This window comes from Chromobacterium paludis (assembly GCF_008275125.1).
GTDB lineage: Bacteria > Pseudomonadota > Gammaproteobacteria > Burkholderiales > Chromobacteriaceae > Chromobacterium > Chromobacterium paludis.
The window spans coordinates 453,541-468,544 of record NZ_CP043473.1 but is presented as its reverse complement, the minus strand read 5'-3'; the positions used below and the strand labels follow the sequence as shown (position 1 = coordinate 468,544).

14 protein-coding genes and 3 tRNA genes are annotated in these 15,004 nt (G+C 61.5%); 10 read left to right on the top strand and 7 right to left on the bottom strand.

The window, feature by feature from the left end:
* Positions 1-9: 9 nt before the first annotated feature.
* Positions 10-1,326 (bottom strand): 30S ribosomal protein S12 methylthiotransferase RimO, encoded by a 1,317-nt coding sequence (rimO, locus tag FYK34_RS02255; protein ID WP_149294861.1) that lies wholly within the window; start codon positions 1,324-1,326, stop codon positions 10-12.
* A gap of 166 nt (positions 1,327-1,492) precedes the next feature.
* On the opposite strand from rimO, the gene FYK34_RS02250 reads away from it, so the two are divergent.
* Positions 1,493-2,065, top strand: coding sequence for a LemA family protein (locus FYK34_RS02250; RefSeq protein ID WP_149294860.1), 573 nt, complete (start codon positions 1,493-1,495; stop codon positions 2,063-2,065).
* An 11-nt stretch (positions 2,066-2,076) separates the two neighbouring features.
* Complete coding sequence (locus tag FYK34_RS02245; protein WP_149294859.1) at positions 2,077-2,979, top strand: hypothetical protein; 903 nt, start codon at positions 2,077-2,079, stop codon at positions 2,977-2,979.
* Here FYK34_RS02245 and FYK34_RS02240 read toward each other — a convergent pair.
* A complete protein-coding gene (locus tag FYK34_RS02240) occupies positions 2,926-4,290 on the bottom strand; it encodes a tetratricopeptide repeat protein (RefSeq protein ID WP_149294858.1) in 1,365 nt (454 codons plus the stop codon). The genes FYK34_RS02245 and FYK34_RS02240 overlap by 54 nt on opposite strands.
* Positions 4,291-4,365: 75 nt before the next feature.
* On the bottom strand, positions 4,366-4,926 hold the full coding sequence (gene phaR, locus FYK34_RS02235; protein ID WP_149294857.1) for a polyhydroxyalkanoate synthesis repressor PhaR: 561 nt from the start codon (positions 4,924-4,926) through the stop codon (positions 4,366-4,368).
* 187 nt (positions 4,927-5,113) lie between these two features.
* Between phaR and FYK34_RS21025 the strand changes: the two genes are divergently transcribed.
* Positions 5,114-5,668, top strand: coding sequence for a phasin family protein (locus FYK34_RS21025; protein ID WP_149294856.1), 555 nt, complete (start codon positions 5,114-5,116; stop codon positions 5,666-5,668).
* A 130-nt stretch (positions 5,669-5,798) separates the two neighbouring features.
* The gene (locus FYK34_RS02225) at positions 5,799-6,929 is read left to right on the top strand and encodes a M14 family metallopeptidase (protein ID WP_149294855.1); all 1,131 of its coding nucleotides are present in this window, start codon (positions 5,799-5,801) and stop codon (positions 6,927-6,929) included.
* A 63-nt stretch (positions 6,930-6,992) separates the two neighbouring features.
* Here the strand turns inward: FYK34_RS02225 and FYK34_RS02220 are convergent, their stop codons facing one another.
* The 3 genes from FYK34_RS02220 to ygfZ all read right to left on the bottom strand — a co-directional run bounded on the left by FYK34_RS02220 (position 6,993) and on the right by ygfZ (position 10,445).
* Positions 6,993-8,714 (bottom strand): hypothetical protein, encoded by a 1,722-nt coding sequence (locus tag FYK34_RS02220; RefSeq protein ID WP_149294854.1) that lies wholly within the window; start codon positions 8,712-8,714, stop codon positions 6,993-6,995.
* A gap of 195 nt (positions 8,715-8,909) precedes the next feature.
* Entirely contained in the window at positions 8,910-9,215 is a 306-nt protein-coding gene (locus FYK34_RS02215) for an H-NS histone family protein (RefSeq protein WP_149294853.1), read from the bottom strand.
* Positions 9,216-9,311: 96 nt separating this feature from the next.
* Positions 9,312-10,445: a CAF17-like 4Fe-4S cluster assembly/insertion protein YgfZ gene (gene ygfZ / locus FYK34_RS02210; RefSeq protein ID WP_149294852.1), complete on the bottom strand. Its 1,134-nt coding sequence runs from the start codon at positions 10,443-10,445 to the stop codon at positions 9,312-9,314.
* Between the two features lie 109 nt (positions 10,446-10,554).
* On the opposite strand from ygfZ, the gene FYK34_RS02205 reads away from it, so the two are divergent.
* From FYK34_RS02205 to FYK34_RS02180, 6 genes are all read left to right on the top strand, one after another.
* Positions 10,555-10,630: transfer RNA gene (locus FYK34_RS02205), tRNA-Asn, on the top strand.
* Positions 10,631-10,662: 32 nt separating this feature from the next.
* Positions 10,663-10,738 (top strand) — tRNA-Asn (locus FYK34_RS02200).
* Positions 10,739-10,771: 33 nt separating this feature from the next.
* Positions 10,772-10,847, top strand: a tRNA-Asn gene (locus FYK34_RS02195).
* An 84-nt stretch (positions 10,848-10,931) separates the two neighbouring features.
* Entirely contained in the window at positions 10,932-11,789 is an 858-nt protein-coding gene (locus tag FYK34_RS02190) for a DMT family transporter (RefSeq protein ID WP_149294851.1), read from the top strand.
* Between the two features lie 59 nt (positions 11,790-11,848).
* A complete protein-coding gene (gene mscL / locus FYK34_RS02185; RefSeq protein WP_149294850.1) occupies positions 11,849-12,313 on the top strand; it encodes a large conductance mechanosensitive channel protein MscL in 465 nt (154 codons plus the stop codon).
* Positions 12,314-12,525: 212 nt separating this feature from the next.
* Entirely contained in the window at positions 12,526-13,095 is a 570-nt protein-coding gene (locus tag FYK34_RS02180; RefSeq protein ID WP_149294849.1) for a TMEM165/GDT1 family protein, read from the top strand.
* 49 nt (positions 13,096-13,144) lie between these two features.
* Here FYK34_RS02180 and FYK34_RS02175 read toward each other — a convergent pair whose 3' ends face one another.
* Positions 13,145-14,944, bottom strand: a complete 1,800-nt coding sequence (locus tag FYK34_RS02175) for a methyl-accepting chemotaxis protein (RefSeq protein ID WP_149294848.1) — start codon at positions 14,942-14,944, stop codon at positions 13,145-13,147.
* Positions 14,945-15,004 lie beyond the last annotated feature (60 nt).

Below are 15,004 nucleotides of genomic sequence, written 5' to 3'. Positions count from 1 at the left end.
GAAGCGCGCTTACTTGCGCACGCCCCACAGGTCGTGCTCGCTGCAGTCGACGATTTCCACTTGGTAGAACTCGCCCGGCTGCATGCCGGCGGCGTCTTCGACGAACACCAGGCCGTCGATCTCCGGCGCGTCGGCGTAGCTGCGGCACACCGCCGTGCCTTCGTCGTCGATCTCGTCCACCAGCACCTGCAGGGTCTGGCCGACGCGGCGCTCCAGGCGGCGCGCGCTGATCTCGGCCTGCACGGCCATGAAGCGCTCCTTGCGCGCTTCCTTCACGTCTTCCGGCACCGGATCGGGCAGCTCGTTGGCCGTGGCGCCTTCCACCGGGGAGTAAGTAAAGCAGCCGACGCGGTCCAGCTCGGCCTCGCGGATGAAGGCCAGCAGCTCTTCGAAGTCTTCCTCGGTCTCGCCGGGGAAGCCGACGATAAAGGTGGAGCGGATCACCAGTTCCGGGCAGATTTCGCGCCACTTCTTGATGCGCGCCAGCACGTTGTCGCTATTGGCCGGGCGCTTCATCAGCTTCAGCACCTTCTGGCTGGCGTGCTGGAACGGGATGTCCAGGTAGGGCAGGATCTTGCCGTCGCGCATCAGCGGAATCACTTCATCCACGTGCGGGTACGGGTAAACGTAGTGCAGGCGCACCCAGATGCCGTGGCGGCCCAGCTCTTCGCACAGCTCGGTCATGCGGGTCTTGACCGGGCGGCCGTTGTGGAAGCCCATTTTGTACTTGGTGTCCACGCCATAGGCCGAAGTGTCCTGCGAGATCACCAGGATTTCTTTGACGCCGGCCTTGGCCAGGCTCTCGGCCTCGCGCAGCACGTCGTGGATGGGCCGGCTTTCCAGATCGCCGCGCATGGACGGGATGATGCAGAAAGTACAGCGGTGATTGCAGCCCTCGGAAATCTTCAGATAAGCGTAGTGCTTGGGCGTCAGACGCACGCCGATGTCCGGCACCAAGTCGACGAAGGGGTCATGCGGCTTGGGCAGGTGGGTATGCACCGCCGTCATCACCTCTTCCGTGGCGTGCGGACCGGTCACGGCCAAGACCGAGGGATGCACATCGCGCACCACATCGCCCTTGGCCCCCAGACAGCCGGTGACGATCACTTTGCCGTTTTCGTTCAAGGCTTCGCCGATGGCGTCCAGCGACTCCTCGACGGCGGAATCGATGAAGCCGCAGGTGTTCACCACCACCAGGTCCGCGCCATCGTAGGACGGGGAGATTTCATAGCCTTCGGCGCGAAGGCGGGTCAGGATCTGCTCGGAATCGCTGGCGGCCTTGGGGCAGCCCAGCGAGACGAAACCGACGCGGGGAGTCTTGTTCATGTTCAAAATCTTAGGCGTGAAGACAAAATCGCGCGATTATACAACGGTTTGCCTCGCCGCACGCATTCCTGCGCGCGGTCTTGCCATCCCGCCGCGCGACAAAATGGATTCGCCATCCGCCCTGCCGATATACTGTGCGCTAACCGAATGTTTGGAAGGCTGAACTATGCACTCGCCCCTGCTGATCGGCGCCGCGCTGGCGCTCGCGCTGTACGGCATTGTCCTCTACAACGGCCTGGTCGGCCTGAAGCACTCGGTAAGCAAGGCCTGGGCCAATATCGACGTGCTGCTCAAGCAGCGACATGACGAGATTCCCAAGCTGGTCGAAGTCTGCAAGCAATACGCCCAGTTCGAGCAGCAGACGCTGCTCAAGGTGATGGAGGCGCGCAACGCCGTCGCCAGCAGCGCCGCCGCCCATGACGCCGCCCGCCTGGGCGCTGCGGAAGGCCTGTTGCGCCGCGGCATCGCCCAGTTGATCGCCGTGGCGGAGGCCTACCCGGAATTAAAGGCCGATGAGCAGTTCGGCCAGCTGTCGCGCCGCATCAGCGCGCTGGAAGAGAGCATCGCCGACCGGCGCGAGCTGTATAACGAGGCCGTCAATCTCAACAATATGCGCATCGAACAATTCCCCGATGTCCTGATCGCCCGCCTGTTCAAGTTTGCCAGCGCCAGCCCGCTGCGCTTCGAAGCGCAGGAGACGCAGGATGTCGATCTCGCCGCGCTGTTTCGCAAGAGCTAGCCCGCCGCGCGATGTCTCAACTGTTCACCCGTCCGGGCCTGGCGCTCTTCCTGCCCTATCTGCTGGTCATCGCGGTGGGGACGGAACTGCGGTGGGTGGGCGTTTGGCGGCATGGCCTGCCGCTGCTGGCCTTGTTCGGCCTGCTCGCCTGGTGGCTCAACTATCGGCGCTACCGCCTGGTGGCCGACACCCCCACCTCCCGCATCGCCTCCGCCGCGCTGGGCAGGGCGGAGCTGTCCGGCCGCGCCTATTGCCATCCCAACGCGCCCAACTTCAGCCCGCTCTCCGGCCGCCGCTGCGTCTGGTACCAGTGCAGCCAGCGTCAGCGCGACCGCGCGGCCAGCCTGCATTGGCGATGGTCGTTTGACAAGGAAATCGAATGGGAGCATCAAACCTGCGACGACAGCTTCGTGTTGCGCGACGACAAGGCGGAAGCGCTGGTGCTGCCGGAGGCCGCCGAAGTGCAGGCCAGCCATAGCCGGAGGTGGGTGGAGGATGGCTACGAGTTCCGCGAATCCTGGATAGAAGAAGGCGAAACGCTCTACATCTCCGGCCAGCTGAGCGCACTGGGCGGTCCCGCCGGCGGCGCGGCCTTCATCCAGGATGTGGGCGCCAAGCTGGCGCAGTGGAAGCAAGACCCGCAAGCCTTGCGGCGCAGGTTTCAGTTGCCAGGCGATGGCCCGTTCTCGACCGAGGAGTGGGACGCGGTGGTTCAGGCCGCGAAACGCGAGGTGCGCGACAGCGAAACGATGCCGGCCGGGCCCAGCCTCATCCTGCAGCGCGCGCAAGATGGCCTGCCCATGCTGATTTCCACGCTGAGCGCAGCCCAGTGCGCGCGCGGCTACCGCCTGCGCGCCTGGCTACACGCCGGACTCGCCTGCTTGTTCCTGCTGCTGTGGCAGAAATTTTCCTGAGGCCTGGGCTTGGCTGCCGGGCCGACGCTCCGCGCAGACAAACTCTCCCGCCACCGGACAACCCGCCTCATCGCGCACCGGCAGCCGGTCGCGCGCCAACACGCGCCAGCCTTGAGACAGCAAAACATCTAGATAGGCCGGGGCATGCCGGTAACGTCCGCTGTGATGCAGGCGGTAATCGGCGGTCTCGTCCTCCAGACGCTCCGTGCAGAACAGCAGCAGGCCGCCGGCCTGCAAGGCGCGGCCCAAGGCCTCGAACAAGGCATCCAGCCGGCCGAAATAGGGCAGCGTGTCCATGCAGGCGATAAGCTGCCAATCGTCCCGCCCGCCGCGCAGATCGGCCAGGATATCAGCCTGGCGCAAGGCGTCGTACAGCTGCTTGCCGCGCGCGCGCGCCAGCATGCCGCCGCTGAGATCCACGCCTTCCAGGCGCAGCGCGTAGGGCCGCAAAACCTCGCCCACCAGGCCGGTGCCGCAACCTAGGTCCAGCGCGCGCAAGGCGCGCTCGGCCAGGCCCTGCCCGGCCAGACAGTCCGCAACCCATTGCGGCCCGCGGTATTCCAGCCGCGCCAAGGCCTGATCGAAACCCGCCGCGGCCGCGTCGAAAGCGTGGCTGACGTAGCCCGCCGCGCAAGCCTCAGGCGCGTCTCCGCCGCCGAATGCCGCAAGCAGGTGCGCGGCGACGGGGTCGCTAGGGTGTCGACTCAACCAATCTTGCGCCAGCGCCCTGGCCTCGTCCAACCGTTGCAGGGCGCACAAAGCCTGGGCCACGGCGATGGGTTCCATCTTGCCGGGCGGCTCGGCCAGGACGCCCTGCGCATTGCTGCGCCGCGCCTCGTCGAAACGCTGCTGCCGCAACAGCAAATCCGTCAGCAGGTAGAAGGCCTCGGGACAAGACGGATCGAGCGCGATGGCGTGGCGCAGCGTCCGTTCGGCCTCTGCGTCGTGGCCGTCCCGCGCCAGCTGCGCGCCCAGATGCGTCCAGTACACATAACAGGCGGGATCCAGCGCGGCGGCGGCGCGCCAGGCGGCGATGGACTCACTGACGCGGCCCAGGCGGGCGCACGCCAGGCCCAGGTTGAAGTGCCACTCGGCATGGCCGCCGTCGCCGGCGACGGCGGCCTGCAAAGCCTCTCTGGCCTCGTCCAGCCGTTCCTGCTGCAGCAGCAGAAAACCCAGCCAGTGCCGCGCGGCATGCCCCTGCGCGTCCTCTCCCAGCAAGTCGCGATAGGCGGCTTCCGCCTCAGCCATCCGGCCGTCCAGATGCAGGCGCTGCGCCCGCTGCAAAGCCTGCTCATTGGTCATCGCCATGACTTGCGGACTCCATGCGTGACAAAGCCGAAGGCGTGGCCGCCTTCGGCTTGCGGGTGACGCGGCCGGGCCGCCTCAGGGCTTGTTCTTGTCTTCGCTCCCCGGATAGCCGGGGAAACCGAAACCGCCGAACAGCTGCTTGGTCTGCTCCTGCATGCGGTTCTGCATTTCCAGGAACATGCCGGTGCTCTGCTCCATGTAGTTGGCCATCATGTTCTGGATGGCCGGCCCTTGCAGCTTCATGAACTCGCCCCACAAGGAGCTGTTCAGCATGGCGTTGTCGCCGTACATGGCGCGGGTTTGCTCCTGCATCTTCTGCTGCAGCTGCGAAAACAATTGCAGGTTCTTTTCCAGAAACGGACCCATCATGCCTTGCATGGCTTGGCCGTAATAACGGATGAACTGGGTCAGCACCTCGTAGCTGAACATCGGCATGCCGCCGTTTTCTTCTTCCAGAATGATCTGCAGCAACACGCTGCGCGTGATGTCTTCCTGTGTCTTGGCATCCAGCACTTGAATGTCCACGTTGTCCAGAACCAGCTGTTTGACGTCGCCCAAAGTAATGTAGGAACTGGTGGCGGTATCGTACAGTCTACGGTTCGGGTACTTCTTGATGACCCGTTTCTCAACACTCATTTAACGCTCCTGGTTTATTGTCGTGGTGTTGTGCGCTGGCAATCTAACATAAATACAACAGAATAGAGCAAATCTACTACCACGCCACCGGACCGTGTGCTACATTTCCACGTCATTGTGCATTGCACAATCCGCCCTATCCGGCACTCGTTTGACCCCATTTTCCACGCAATGGAGGTTTTACACCATGTCCTTAAGCAATGAACAGCTGAGCAAACTGTCGATGACCGGCATCGAATCCACCCTGCGCTTCGCCCAGATCGCTCTGGACAGCGCCGAACGCCTGGTCAAGCTGCAGCTGGACGTCTCCAAGCAGGCCCTGGAAGACCACACCAAGGCCGCCAAGCAACTGTCCGAACTCAAGGACACGCAGGAGGCTGTCAACCATCTGAACAAGCTGGCCACTCAGAACATCGACAAGGCCGTTAGCCACTCCCGCAATCTGTACGAAGTCGTATCGGGCGCGCAAAGCGAATTGAGCAAGCTGGCCGAAGAAAGCGTCGGCCTGTTCAATAAATCGCTGATCAGCTCCATCGAATCCTTCGCCAAGAACGCGCCGGCCGGCTCCGACGCCACGCTGAACGCGGTGAAGACCTCCATGGCCGCCGCCGCCGCCGCCGTCAACACTTTCAGCAAGGCCGCCCAGCAAGTGGCCGAGTTCACCGACAGCAGCGTCAAGGCCGCCACCAGCGCCACCGTCGACGCGGTGAAGAACTCCGCCAAGCGCGGCGCCACCGTCTAAGGCATGGCCTGACGCGAAACGCAACCCCGCCCAGCCAGGCGGGGTTTTTGTTTATTTGGATGCGCGTCGCCCTGCTACGGGGGTACAATCGCGCTTTATAGAGATTGTGCAAGCACCACGGGTTTCCCTCATGAAGATAAGCAGCAACTTCGACGCCGGCAGCATCGAGATCGTCTCCGCCGACAACCTTGACGACATCCAACTGCGCATCCGCCGCGACAACGCGGCCGAGTTCGCGCAGTGGTTCTACTTCCGCGTGCAAGGCGCTGCCTATCAACACTGCACCTTCCGCTTCCTCAATGCCGCCGACTGCGCCTATCCGCAAGGCTGGATCGACTACCAGGCCATGGCCTCCTACGACCGCGTCAACTGGTTCCGCGTGCCGACGCATTACGAAGACGGCGTGATGACCATTGAGCATGTGCCGCTGTCGGGCAGCATCTATTACGCCTATTTCGAGCCCTACTCCTACGAGCAGCACTTGAATCTGATCGGCCAGGCGCAAGGCTCCGGCCTGTGCCAGGTGTCCGACCTCGGCTCCACCGTGCAGGGCCGCGACATGAACCTGCTGACCATAGGCCACGAGGTGGAGTCGGATCTGAAGATATGGATCACCGCGCGCCAGCACCCGGGCGAGACCATGGCCGAATGGTTTGTCGAAGGCCTGCTGAACCGCCTGCTGGATCCGCAAGACCCCACCAGCCGCGCGCTGCTGGACCGCGCCACCTTTTACGTGGTGCCGAATATGAACCCGGACGGTTCGGTGCTGGGCAATCTGCGCACCAATGCCGCCGGCGCCAACCTGAACCGCGAATGGTCCAATCCCAGCGCCGAAACCAGCCCGGAAGTGCTGGTGGTGCGCGAAAAGATGCTGGAGACCGGCGTGGACCTGTTCCTGGACATCCACGGCGACGAGAACATTCCCTACGTCTTCCTGGCCGGCACCGAGGGCGTGCCTTCGTGGAACGAAAAACTGCAGCAGCAGGCAGACAGCTTCCGCCACCACTTCCTGCTGGCCAGCCCGGACTTCCAGACCGAGCACGGCTATCCGCGCAACGAAGCGGGCAAAGCCAATATGGGCCTCGCCACCAACTGGGTGTGCGAACAGTTCGGCTGCCTCGCCTTCACGTTGGAAATGCCGTTCAAGGACAACCATAACCTGCCGGACGACGACTTCGGCTGGAACGGCCAGCGCAGCCTGCGCCTGGGCGAGTCCGCGCTGTCGCCGATCTACGCCATCCTCAAGGAACTGGCGCGCTAAGCGCCGCCTGGACGGACATGAAAAAGCCGGCTCTAGCCGGCTTTTTCATGCTTGCCTGCCGGGCTACAACACCACCGGCAGCTTCTCCAGGGCCTGCACCAGCTCTACTTCGGCCATGCACCAGTCGCTGCCCTTTTCCAACACCTTGCCCAGCGCGATCTGGAAATGCTTTCCGCGCGCCGTCATGTAGTACTGCTTGCCCAGCGTATACAAGGACACAGGCAGGATCAGCGCGTTGATCAACTTGTCCCCGCGCCGGTAGGGCAGGAACAAGCTGATGTGCCCGGCTAGCCATACCTGGTCCGGCGGCAGCGTCGGATCAATCAACCTGGCGTCGGTTGGCCGCAGCGATGCCGCCAAAGGGCGCGTGGTCAGGGTCTCGATGCCAAGATAGATGCGCTCCCGGCTGGTACGCCGGATGCGCCGCACAATGCCCAGGCACCAGTTTTCCGTGCCGGACTCGCGATAGCCGATCAGCCCGCCCAGGCCCACCCATTCATTGCCCAGCACGTCCAAGGACACGCCCAAACCGGTCTGGCTGATGTTTTCCAGCGCCCATTTGGGAAACTCTCGCTCCGGCGCCGGCTCTGCCGTCTCCCCAGCCAGCGAAAGGCCGCTCGCCGCCGGCAACGGCGTCACCGATTTTTCACGCTTGCGGCTGGTGACAAAGCCGTAAATCCGGATATTGGCCGCGTCCTCATAGCTGTCCTTGTCGCCGCGCGGATTGCCAGATGTTTCCTCGTCTGGCCGCCGCACCAGCTTGTGCAGCAGGGTCAGCCTATGCGCCACCTCCACTTGCCGGTTCTTGACGGCCTGCCTTTCCGCCCGGGCGAACAATACCGGCCGCACCGCCCACTCCCGCGTCAGCATCCGCAACAAGGACGCATCCGCGCCCGGTTCAATCAGCCGTCTCAGCTCCCCGGGCACCCGCCCGGCTTCCAGCATGATTGCCCAGTTATGCAGGATTTCCACCAGTTCGGCCGTGTTCCAGTAACGGGAGGATTCGCTAGGCGCCACCATGCCGACGCGCGCCGCCGGCTTGGCGTCATTCAGCTGAACGCCAAAACTGGCCTCCGCGAAAAAAACCCGGCTCAGCGTCATCCGATTGCTGAGCAGACACAGCAGCTGGTAGGAGAAATTGAGCTGCCTGGCCGTCAGATTGCCATTGCTAAGCAGCGACATCATCTGCAGCGTCAAATACAGGTCCTGAACGGTCGTGGCATGGGAATGCTCGCCAAACAGGAAAACCGGCTGGGAGTCGAACCCGCGCTGCTCCGCCAACTGGTAAAGCTGATTTACATTCAGCCAAAATACCTCATCCGGCTGAAAGTTACGGAAAAACTGCCATCTCGCATACTCGGTCAAATAAAACAGGATGCGCGCCAACACCAGCGGCAATTGATTGACAATCTTTATTCCATTTGGGCTATCGGCAACTGCCGGCAAGGCATATTGATAGAACTCGGTGAAATGCTTGCCATAAGCCAGGATCTGGTTTCTCAGCTGGCTTTCCAGCACCTTGGGCATGCGCGCGTTCATCAGGTATTGCACACACAGGGCATCATGCAGGGCTTGCGTTTCCTGGTTCAGCATCAGCACGGCTTCCAGCGTATCCGCGGACAGCTCCAAAGACGGCGTATGCAGGCTATCCAGCAGCTCGGCCACCTTATCGTGCGCCGCCGCGCCAAATTCCTGCTTCAAGGCATCGACATGCGCCTTGGCCGACTCGGCATTCGCCAAGGGATCTGGCTTACCCTTGGCTCCCCTTGAAAAAAAATCCAGCATGCTTTCGTCCAGTTCCAACAAGCAAAAATGAAAAAGCCGACGGCTCCATGCTACTAGATTTATAGCAAGTCAGGCGAGTACTGATGGCCAAGCGCTTTCACCGCGCAAGCCAATCCGGGGCCCATCGGCCTCTTTCTGTGCGGCGGAAACAAAAAAAGCGCCGCAAAGGCGCTTTTTTCAATGATCTTCAAAACCTCAGATCATCAGATCTTCCAGCGACTTGCCGCTGTCGACCCAAGCTTGCACCCAAGCCGGCTTGCGGCCACGGCCAGTCCAAGTCTGCTCCGGGTTCTTCGGGTCGCGATACTTGGCTTCAACCGGCTTGCGCACGGCTACCGCCTTGCTCAGCACTTCTTCCACGCTCAGGCCATAAGCGCGGGCCAGTTCGAGAATCTGCTTCTTCGCCTTGGATTTTTCTTCCACTTCGCGACGCTTGATTTCGTTCTCGACATCGGCCTTAAGCGCAACCAGCTCGGTAAAATCATACTTCGACAGATCCATGAGATGTTCCTTGTTGATTATTGATTTGCGAATTACAGGCTGTAATGTAGCCAATTAGATTGGCGCAAGTCAAGAATCAAAAGAAAACATTAACCATCATTCAGATGCAGGATCAAGCGAATATGGCAATTCCAAGCAACGCAAGGAAATCTTCTGCGCTTCATCCGCAAATACGCCTGACTCCCAAGTTTGAGATTGCACGACGGCAAGTCCCTGATACCGAGATGGGGCAATCTGACAGACCGCGGCCATCATGCCAACCGACTGTTCCGGCAATTGGGGACTATATAATTTTTCACCCACGCTCAACGCCTGATCGAACTCGACAAGAAACATTCTGCGCTTCATTTTCCCCAAGTACTGGCTACGCGCCACAATTTCCTGGCCAGGGTAGCACCCCTTCTTGAAGTTCACCGCGCCTATCAACTCCATATTGGCCATCTGGGGAACGAACTGCTCCTGAATCGCCATCGTCACCCAGGCGATGCCAGCCCGAATATCATGAAGCGCCCATGCATCCTGCAAAACCGGCCGCCACGCGACCTGATCGGCCAGCTTGCCCTCCAGGCCGCTGCCGCGGCGCGAGGCAAGAAAGAAACCATCATGAGGCAAGCGAATCAAGGCGCCGTCCTCGCGCAGCGATACCTGCATTTTCTCCAATGCTTCCGCATCGTCAAAATATGCGCGCAATATATTCGCCGACTGTGGACCGGATACGCCGAGAACGAACCAATCTTCATTCAGGGCGACTTTGACCTTGGAACGCATGACAAACATGGTCAATCGCTTGGCAATGGCTGCGGCGATATCCGCCGACACCATCAGCCAATAGCCGCCCTCCTGCTTCCAGATCAGGAAGTTAGCCAGCATGCGTCCTTTTGCCGTTGAATAAGTGCTGTATTGCGCAAACTTGGCGTCGTCCAGCAGGCGGATATCATTTGACAACTGTCCTTGCAAAAACGGAGCCGCCTCCTCCCCTTCCACCCGTATCAAAGAAAAACGGTCCAGCGGCGCCAATACCGTCTCGCGCTCCACGGCATCAATCTGCTGCAAATGTTCCTCGCCGGATGGCGCGCCGCCCTCATTCACGCTGACGCCCTTTTGACGCAGCCACTGTTCCCAAAACGCATACATGGCATCACTCCACGATAGATATCGATGCGCGATCTTAACGCCAAGCACCGCCTGCGGCCAGCCGCCTGCGAGCCTCGGCAAAAAAACCTTTGCCAACAATCCCCTAGCCAGGCGCCTGATCCCGGCTGACGGATTTTTGAAAAATTTATGTCTTGAAGCATTGACACGCCAGACCGGCACCGTATATAGTTCGCCCTCACTCAATTCCCTGATAGCTCAGTTGGTAGAGCGACGGACTGTTAATCCGCAGGTCGCAGGTTCGAGCCCTGCTCGGGGAGCCAGTTAATCCTGGCGGTTTTTGAGTGTCATGTGTTCCCTGATAGCTCAGTTGGTAGAGCGACGGACTGTTAATCCGCAGGTCGCAGGTTCGAGCCCTGCTCGGGGAGCCACATCGCCTTTCAGCGCCCAATTCAAAGTTTTGTTCCCTGATAGCTCAGTTGGTAGAGCGACGGACTGTTAATCCGCAGGTCGCAGGTTCGAGCCCTGCTCGGGGAGCCAGAATACGACGAAGCCGCAGCCCACGCTGCGGCTTTTTCGTTTGTCGATTCCCTTTTACAATCGCTTCTCAACCATGGAGAAGCGATGCCGAACCAACCCCTTCCCCTCGCCGCCGGCGCCATCCTGCTATGGGCTTCGCTCGCCACCCTGGGCGCGCTGACCCGCGGCCTGCCGCCCTTCCTCGTTGTAGGCGTCAGCCTGTGCGTCGGCAGCCTGCTGTCCATCGGGCGCATGCGCGACTGGAAAGTGCCTATCCCCACCCTGCTGATCGGAATTTATGGCCTATTCGGCTATCACTTCCTGCTGTTCTTCGCCTTTCGGCTGGCTCCGGCGCTGGAAGCCAATCTGCTCAATTACCTGTGGCCCTTGCTCATCGTGCTGCTGACGCCGCTGTTCCGCCCAGGCGCCAAGCTGAACCGCCGCCACCTCATCGGCGGCGCGATGGGCTTCATCGGCGCCGGGCTGATTGTGACCGGCGGCAAGTTGGCGCTGTCGCAGCAATACCTGCCCGGCTACTTGCTGGCCATGGCCGCCGCGGTGATCTGGTCCACCTTCAGCCTGCTGCTGAGCCGGCTACGCGCTTTTCCCAGCAGCGCCATGGGCGGCTTCTGCCTGATCTCAGGCCTGCTGTCGCTGCTGTGCCACGCCTTGTTCGAACCCGCAGCCGCCCCCAGCGCCGCGCAATGGGCGACGCTGCTGCTGCTGGGCCTTGGGCCGATGGGCGGCGCCTTCTTCCTGTGGGAACGCGCCCTACGCCTGGGCGATCCGCGGCAGATCGGCTCCCTGTCCTACGCCACCCCGCTGCTGTCCACGCTGCTGCTAACCGCCAGCGGCCAAGGCCAACTCAATCCTCTGACCGGCGTCGCCATCTTGCTGATTCTGGATGGCGCGCTGCTTGGCACGTTGCAGCGGCGGCCACGGGTCCAAACGCAAGCCCATTAACTTTGCCAAGCGCATTCAACAACAGTTAAAATTTTCAATATCAAATAAAAGGAAAAGCCATGTCTGTATTGAAAGAATTCAAGGAATTCGCCGTCAAAGGCAATGTGATTGATCTCGCCGTCGGCGTGGTGATAGGCGGCGCCTTCGGTTCCATCGTCAAATCTCTGGTGGACGATGTCATCATGCCGCCTATCGGCCTGCTGATAGGCAATGTGGACTTTTCCAACCTGTTTTTCGTGCTCAAGGACGGCGCCAAGCAAGCCGGCCCCTATGTTTCCGTCGCCGCCGCCAAACAAGCCGGCGCCGTGACCTTGAACCTGGGGCTATTCATCAACGCCTTGGTCAGCTTCATCATCGTCGCCTTCGCCATCTTCATGCTGGTCAAGGCCATCAACAAGCTGAAGCGCGAAGCGCCCGCAGCGGAGGCTCCTGCCGCGCCAGCCACCAAGGAATGCCGCTACTGCCTGTCGGCCATCCCGGAAAAGGCCACGCGCTGTCCGTGCTGCACCTCTCAACTGGACTGACGCGCTTGCCTGCCGCAAGCGATTCCCCTACAATCCGCCTCGTTCTGGGGGAGTAGCCTCGGCGCGCGACAGCGCCGGCAACGGTCAACACACTTGGCGTCTGCCATGGCCGTTGCGACGAGCTTACGTTTGGCAAGACCCATGACATGCTTGCGCGCAGCGGGGCCGCCGCGCAGGTCTGTCATGGCGTATGCGCGGCCCCTGGAGTTTTCATGCAAGCCTTCCTGATTTCCACCGGCGTGGTGGCCTTGGCCGAGATCGGCGACAAGACCCAGCTTCTGGCCCTGTTGCTGGCTACCCGCTTCAAGAAACCCGTGCCCATCATCCTGGGCATTTTCGTCGCCACCCTGGTCAATCACTTCGCCGCCGCCGCCGTCGGCCACTGGCTGATGCTCAAGGTGGGGCCAGACATCATGCGCTGGGGCCTGGGCCTATCCTTCATCGCTATGGCCGCCTGGATGCTGATTCCGGACAAGCTGGACAGCGGCGATGCGCTGCGCGAGCGTTTCGGCGTGTTCGGCACCACCGTCATCGCCTTCTTCCTGGCCGAGATGGGCGACAAAACCCAAATCGCCACCATGGCCTTGTCCGCGCGCTTTCCGGAGGAGCTGTTCATGGTGGTGGCCGGCACCACGCTGGGGATGATGCTGGCCAACGTGCCGGCCGTTTTGCTGGGCGAAGTCGCGGCCAAAAAAGTCCCGCAGAAGCTGATGCACGCGATTGCCGCCGTCTTGTTTGTGGGCCTGGGCATCGCCACCCTGCTGACGCCGCTGTCGCTGTAAGCCATCCATAAAGAAGGGGGCCGCAACCCCCTTCTCTTTAAGCATTCGCTCAGCCCTGCGCCAACAAGGTGTTGGGATCGAAACCCACTCGCAGCGCCCCCCAATGGCGGCCGTTCAGATCCAGCGGCATCACCACCTCGGACAGCACCTCGCCGGTATCGCGGCTATAGGTCTGCAACAGGAAGGGCTGGGTGTTGCGCGCCGCGCGCAGTCCGGCCGGGTCATTGAAGATGCGCTTGTCGCGGCTTTCCAGCAGGTCCTTCTGCGCATCCCCGCTCAAGGGCCGGCTATACCAGCTGTTATGCGTGGGCGCATAGCCATTGCTGTCCACCGCGACGCAAAATTTGCCCCCGGGGATCATGCCGACCACTCTGTCCGTCAAGGCCTGCAGCGCCTTCTCCAGCTTGCCGTCATAACTGGTCCGGTACTTCACCGGCTGAGTGCCGGCGATAGGCTGATAGCGTTGATCGAACAGATCGACACCGCGTTGCGACTCCGCCAGCAATACCTGCAGCACCTGATCGCGCGCCGCGCGCGCGCTGTTCAAAGCCTGGTCGAAGGCCCCCTCGCCGATCACGAATTTCGACACCAGTCCCTGCACCTGCTCCGCCGCCTCGGTCAATTCGCAGGCAGCGCGCTCGGTTTCCCCCAACCGCTGGCTCACCACCTGTCCCAGCTGGTTGATCGCCACCACATGCTGGTTAACCTGCTGATTGGCATCCATGAATTCATGCATGGTGGCGGCGATCTGATTCAAGCTGCTGGCCGTCTCCTCAAAATCGCCCATCATCTTGCTGAAATGCTCGGAAGAACGCGAAATCACATCACGCGCCTGATTGGTGTCGGCGGTGATCGCCTCGGTTTCCTGTCGCGTATTCGCCACCAGGCCCAGCATGCCGTCGATATTGCCGGAAATTTCGTCCGTGGCGGTCTTGACCCGCTCTGCCAGCTTGCGCACCTCGTCCGCCACCACGGCAAAGCCGCGCCCGCTCTCCCCCGCGCGCGCGGCCTCGATCGCCGCGTTCAAGGCCAGCAGATTGGTCTGCTCCGAGACATCCTTGATCAGATCGACAATCGCCTTGATGCTGGCCGAGCGCTGGCTCAGGTCTTCCACGGTATGGTTGAAGTGGCCGACCTTGCGGCTGATGTCATGGATGCTTTCCGTCACCGCGCGCAGCTCCTGGTAGGATTCGCGCGCCACGCTGAGGTTTTCCGCCGTCGTCGACGAAATCGCGGCGGTCTGCCCCGCCACCTGCTCGGCCCCGCGCGTGCATTGATCGCTAGCCTGGCTCACCTGCTTGGCCAAGCCCTCCTGCTGCCGCGCGCTGCCGACGGAATCGCTCACATTGCGTCGCGTCACGGCGGAGTCCATGGCGATGCGCACCGTCATCCGTCGCACATTGCTGATGATTTCCCGCATTTTCAGCAAGAATCGGTTATAGGACTGCGACAGCTCGCGGATCTCGTCATATGTAATGGTGGGAATCTCGCGCGACAAGTCGCCCGCGCCCGCGCCAATCTCGTTGAAGATCTGGATGATCATGCGCAGCGGCCGCACAATCAGGTAGCGCAGATACCACACCATGAAGGCGATGAACACAAAACTCAACAGCCACAGGCCCAGCGTCCAATACAGGGCGCTGTCCACCGTGGCATCGACGCGTGCCAGCACCTGTGGCGATACGCCCGATTGCCTCACCGTCGCCCGGATATCGCTCAGCGCGTAATAGCAATAGCCGGCCATCAGCAGCTGAAACAGGCTGATGAAGAAGAAACTGCCCAACTTCTTGGTCAGGCTATTCCAGAAGCTTTTTTCCGAAAACGTGTACAGCCGCCAAAACCACTCCATTTCCGCTCCTCCTGATGCTTGCGCGCCGCTCTTTTTATAGGCCGCTATTTTTGATGAAAC

Coding starts and splice junctions, on each gene's coding strand:
- rimO (WP_149294861.1), bottom strand. CDS start 1,326: ATGAACAAGACTCCCCGCGTCGGTTTCGTCTCGCTGGGCTGCCCCAAG.
- FYK34_RS02250 (WP_149294860.1), top strand. CDS start 1,493: ATGCACTCGCCCCTGCTGATCGGCGCCGCGCTGGCGCTCGCGCTGTAC.
- FYK34_RS02245 (WP_149294859.1), top strand. CDS start 2,077: ATGTCTCAACTGTTCACCCGTCCGGGCCTGGCGCTCTTCCTGCCCTAT.
- FYK34_RS02240 (WP_149294858.1), bottom strand. CDS start 4,290: ATGGCGATGACCAATGAGCAGGCTTTGCAGCGGGCGCAGCGCCTGCAT.
- phaR (WP_149294857.1), bottom strand. CDS start 4,926: ATGAGTGTTGAGAAACGGGTCATCAAGAAGTACCCGAACCGTAGACTG.
- FYK34_RS21025 (WP_149294856.1), top strand. CDS start 5,114: ATGTCCTTAAGCAATGAACAGCTGAGCAAACTGTCGATGACCGGCATC.
- FYK34_RS02225 (WP_149294855.1), top strand. CDS start 5,799: ATGAAGATAAGCAGCAACTTCGACGCCGGCAGCATCGAGATCGTCTCC.
- FYK34_RS02220 (WP_149294854.1), bottom strand. CDS start 8,714: ATGCTGGATTTTTTTTCAAGGGGAGCCAAGGGTAAGCCAGATCCCTTG.
- FYK34_RS02215 (WP_149294853.1), bottom strand. CDS start 9,215: ATGGATCTGTCGAAGTATGATTTTACCGAGCTGGTTGCGCTTAAGGCC.
- FYK34_RS02190 (WP_149294851.1), top strand. CDS start 10,932: ATGCCGAACCAACCCCTTCCCCTCGCCGCCGGCGCCATCCTGCTATGG.
- mscL (WP_149294850.1), top strand. CDS start 11,849: ATGTCTGTATTGAAAGAATTCAAGGAATTCGCCGTCAAAGGCAATGTG.
- FYK34_RS02180 (WP_149294849.1), top strand. CDS start 12,526: ATGCAAGCCTTCCTGATTTCCACCGGCGTGGTGGCCTTGGCCGAGATC.
- FYK34_RS02175 (WP_149294848.1), bottom strand. CDS start 14,944: ATGGAGTGGTTTTGGCGGCTGTACACGTTTTCGGAAAAAAGCTTCTGG.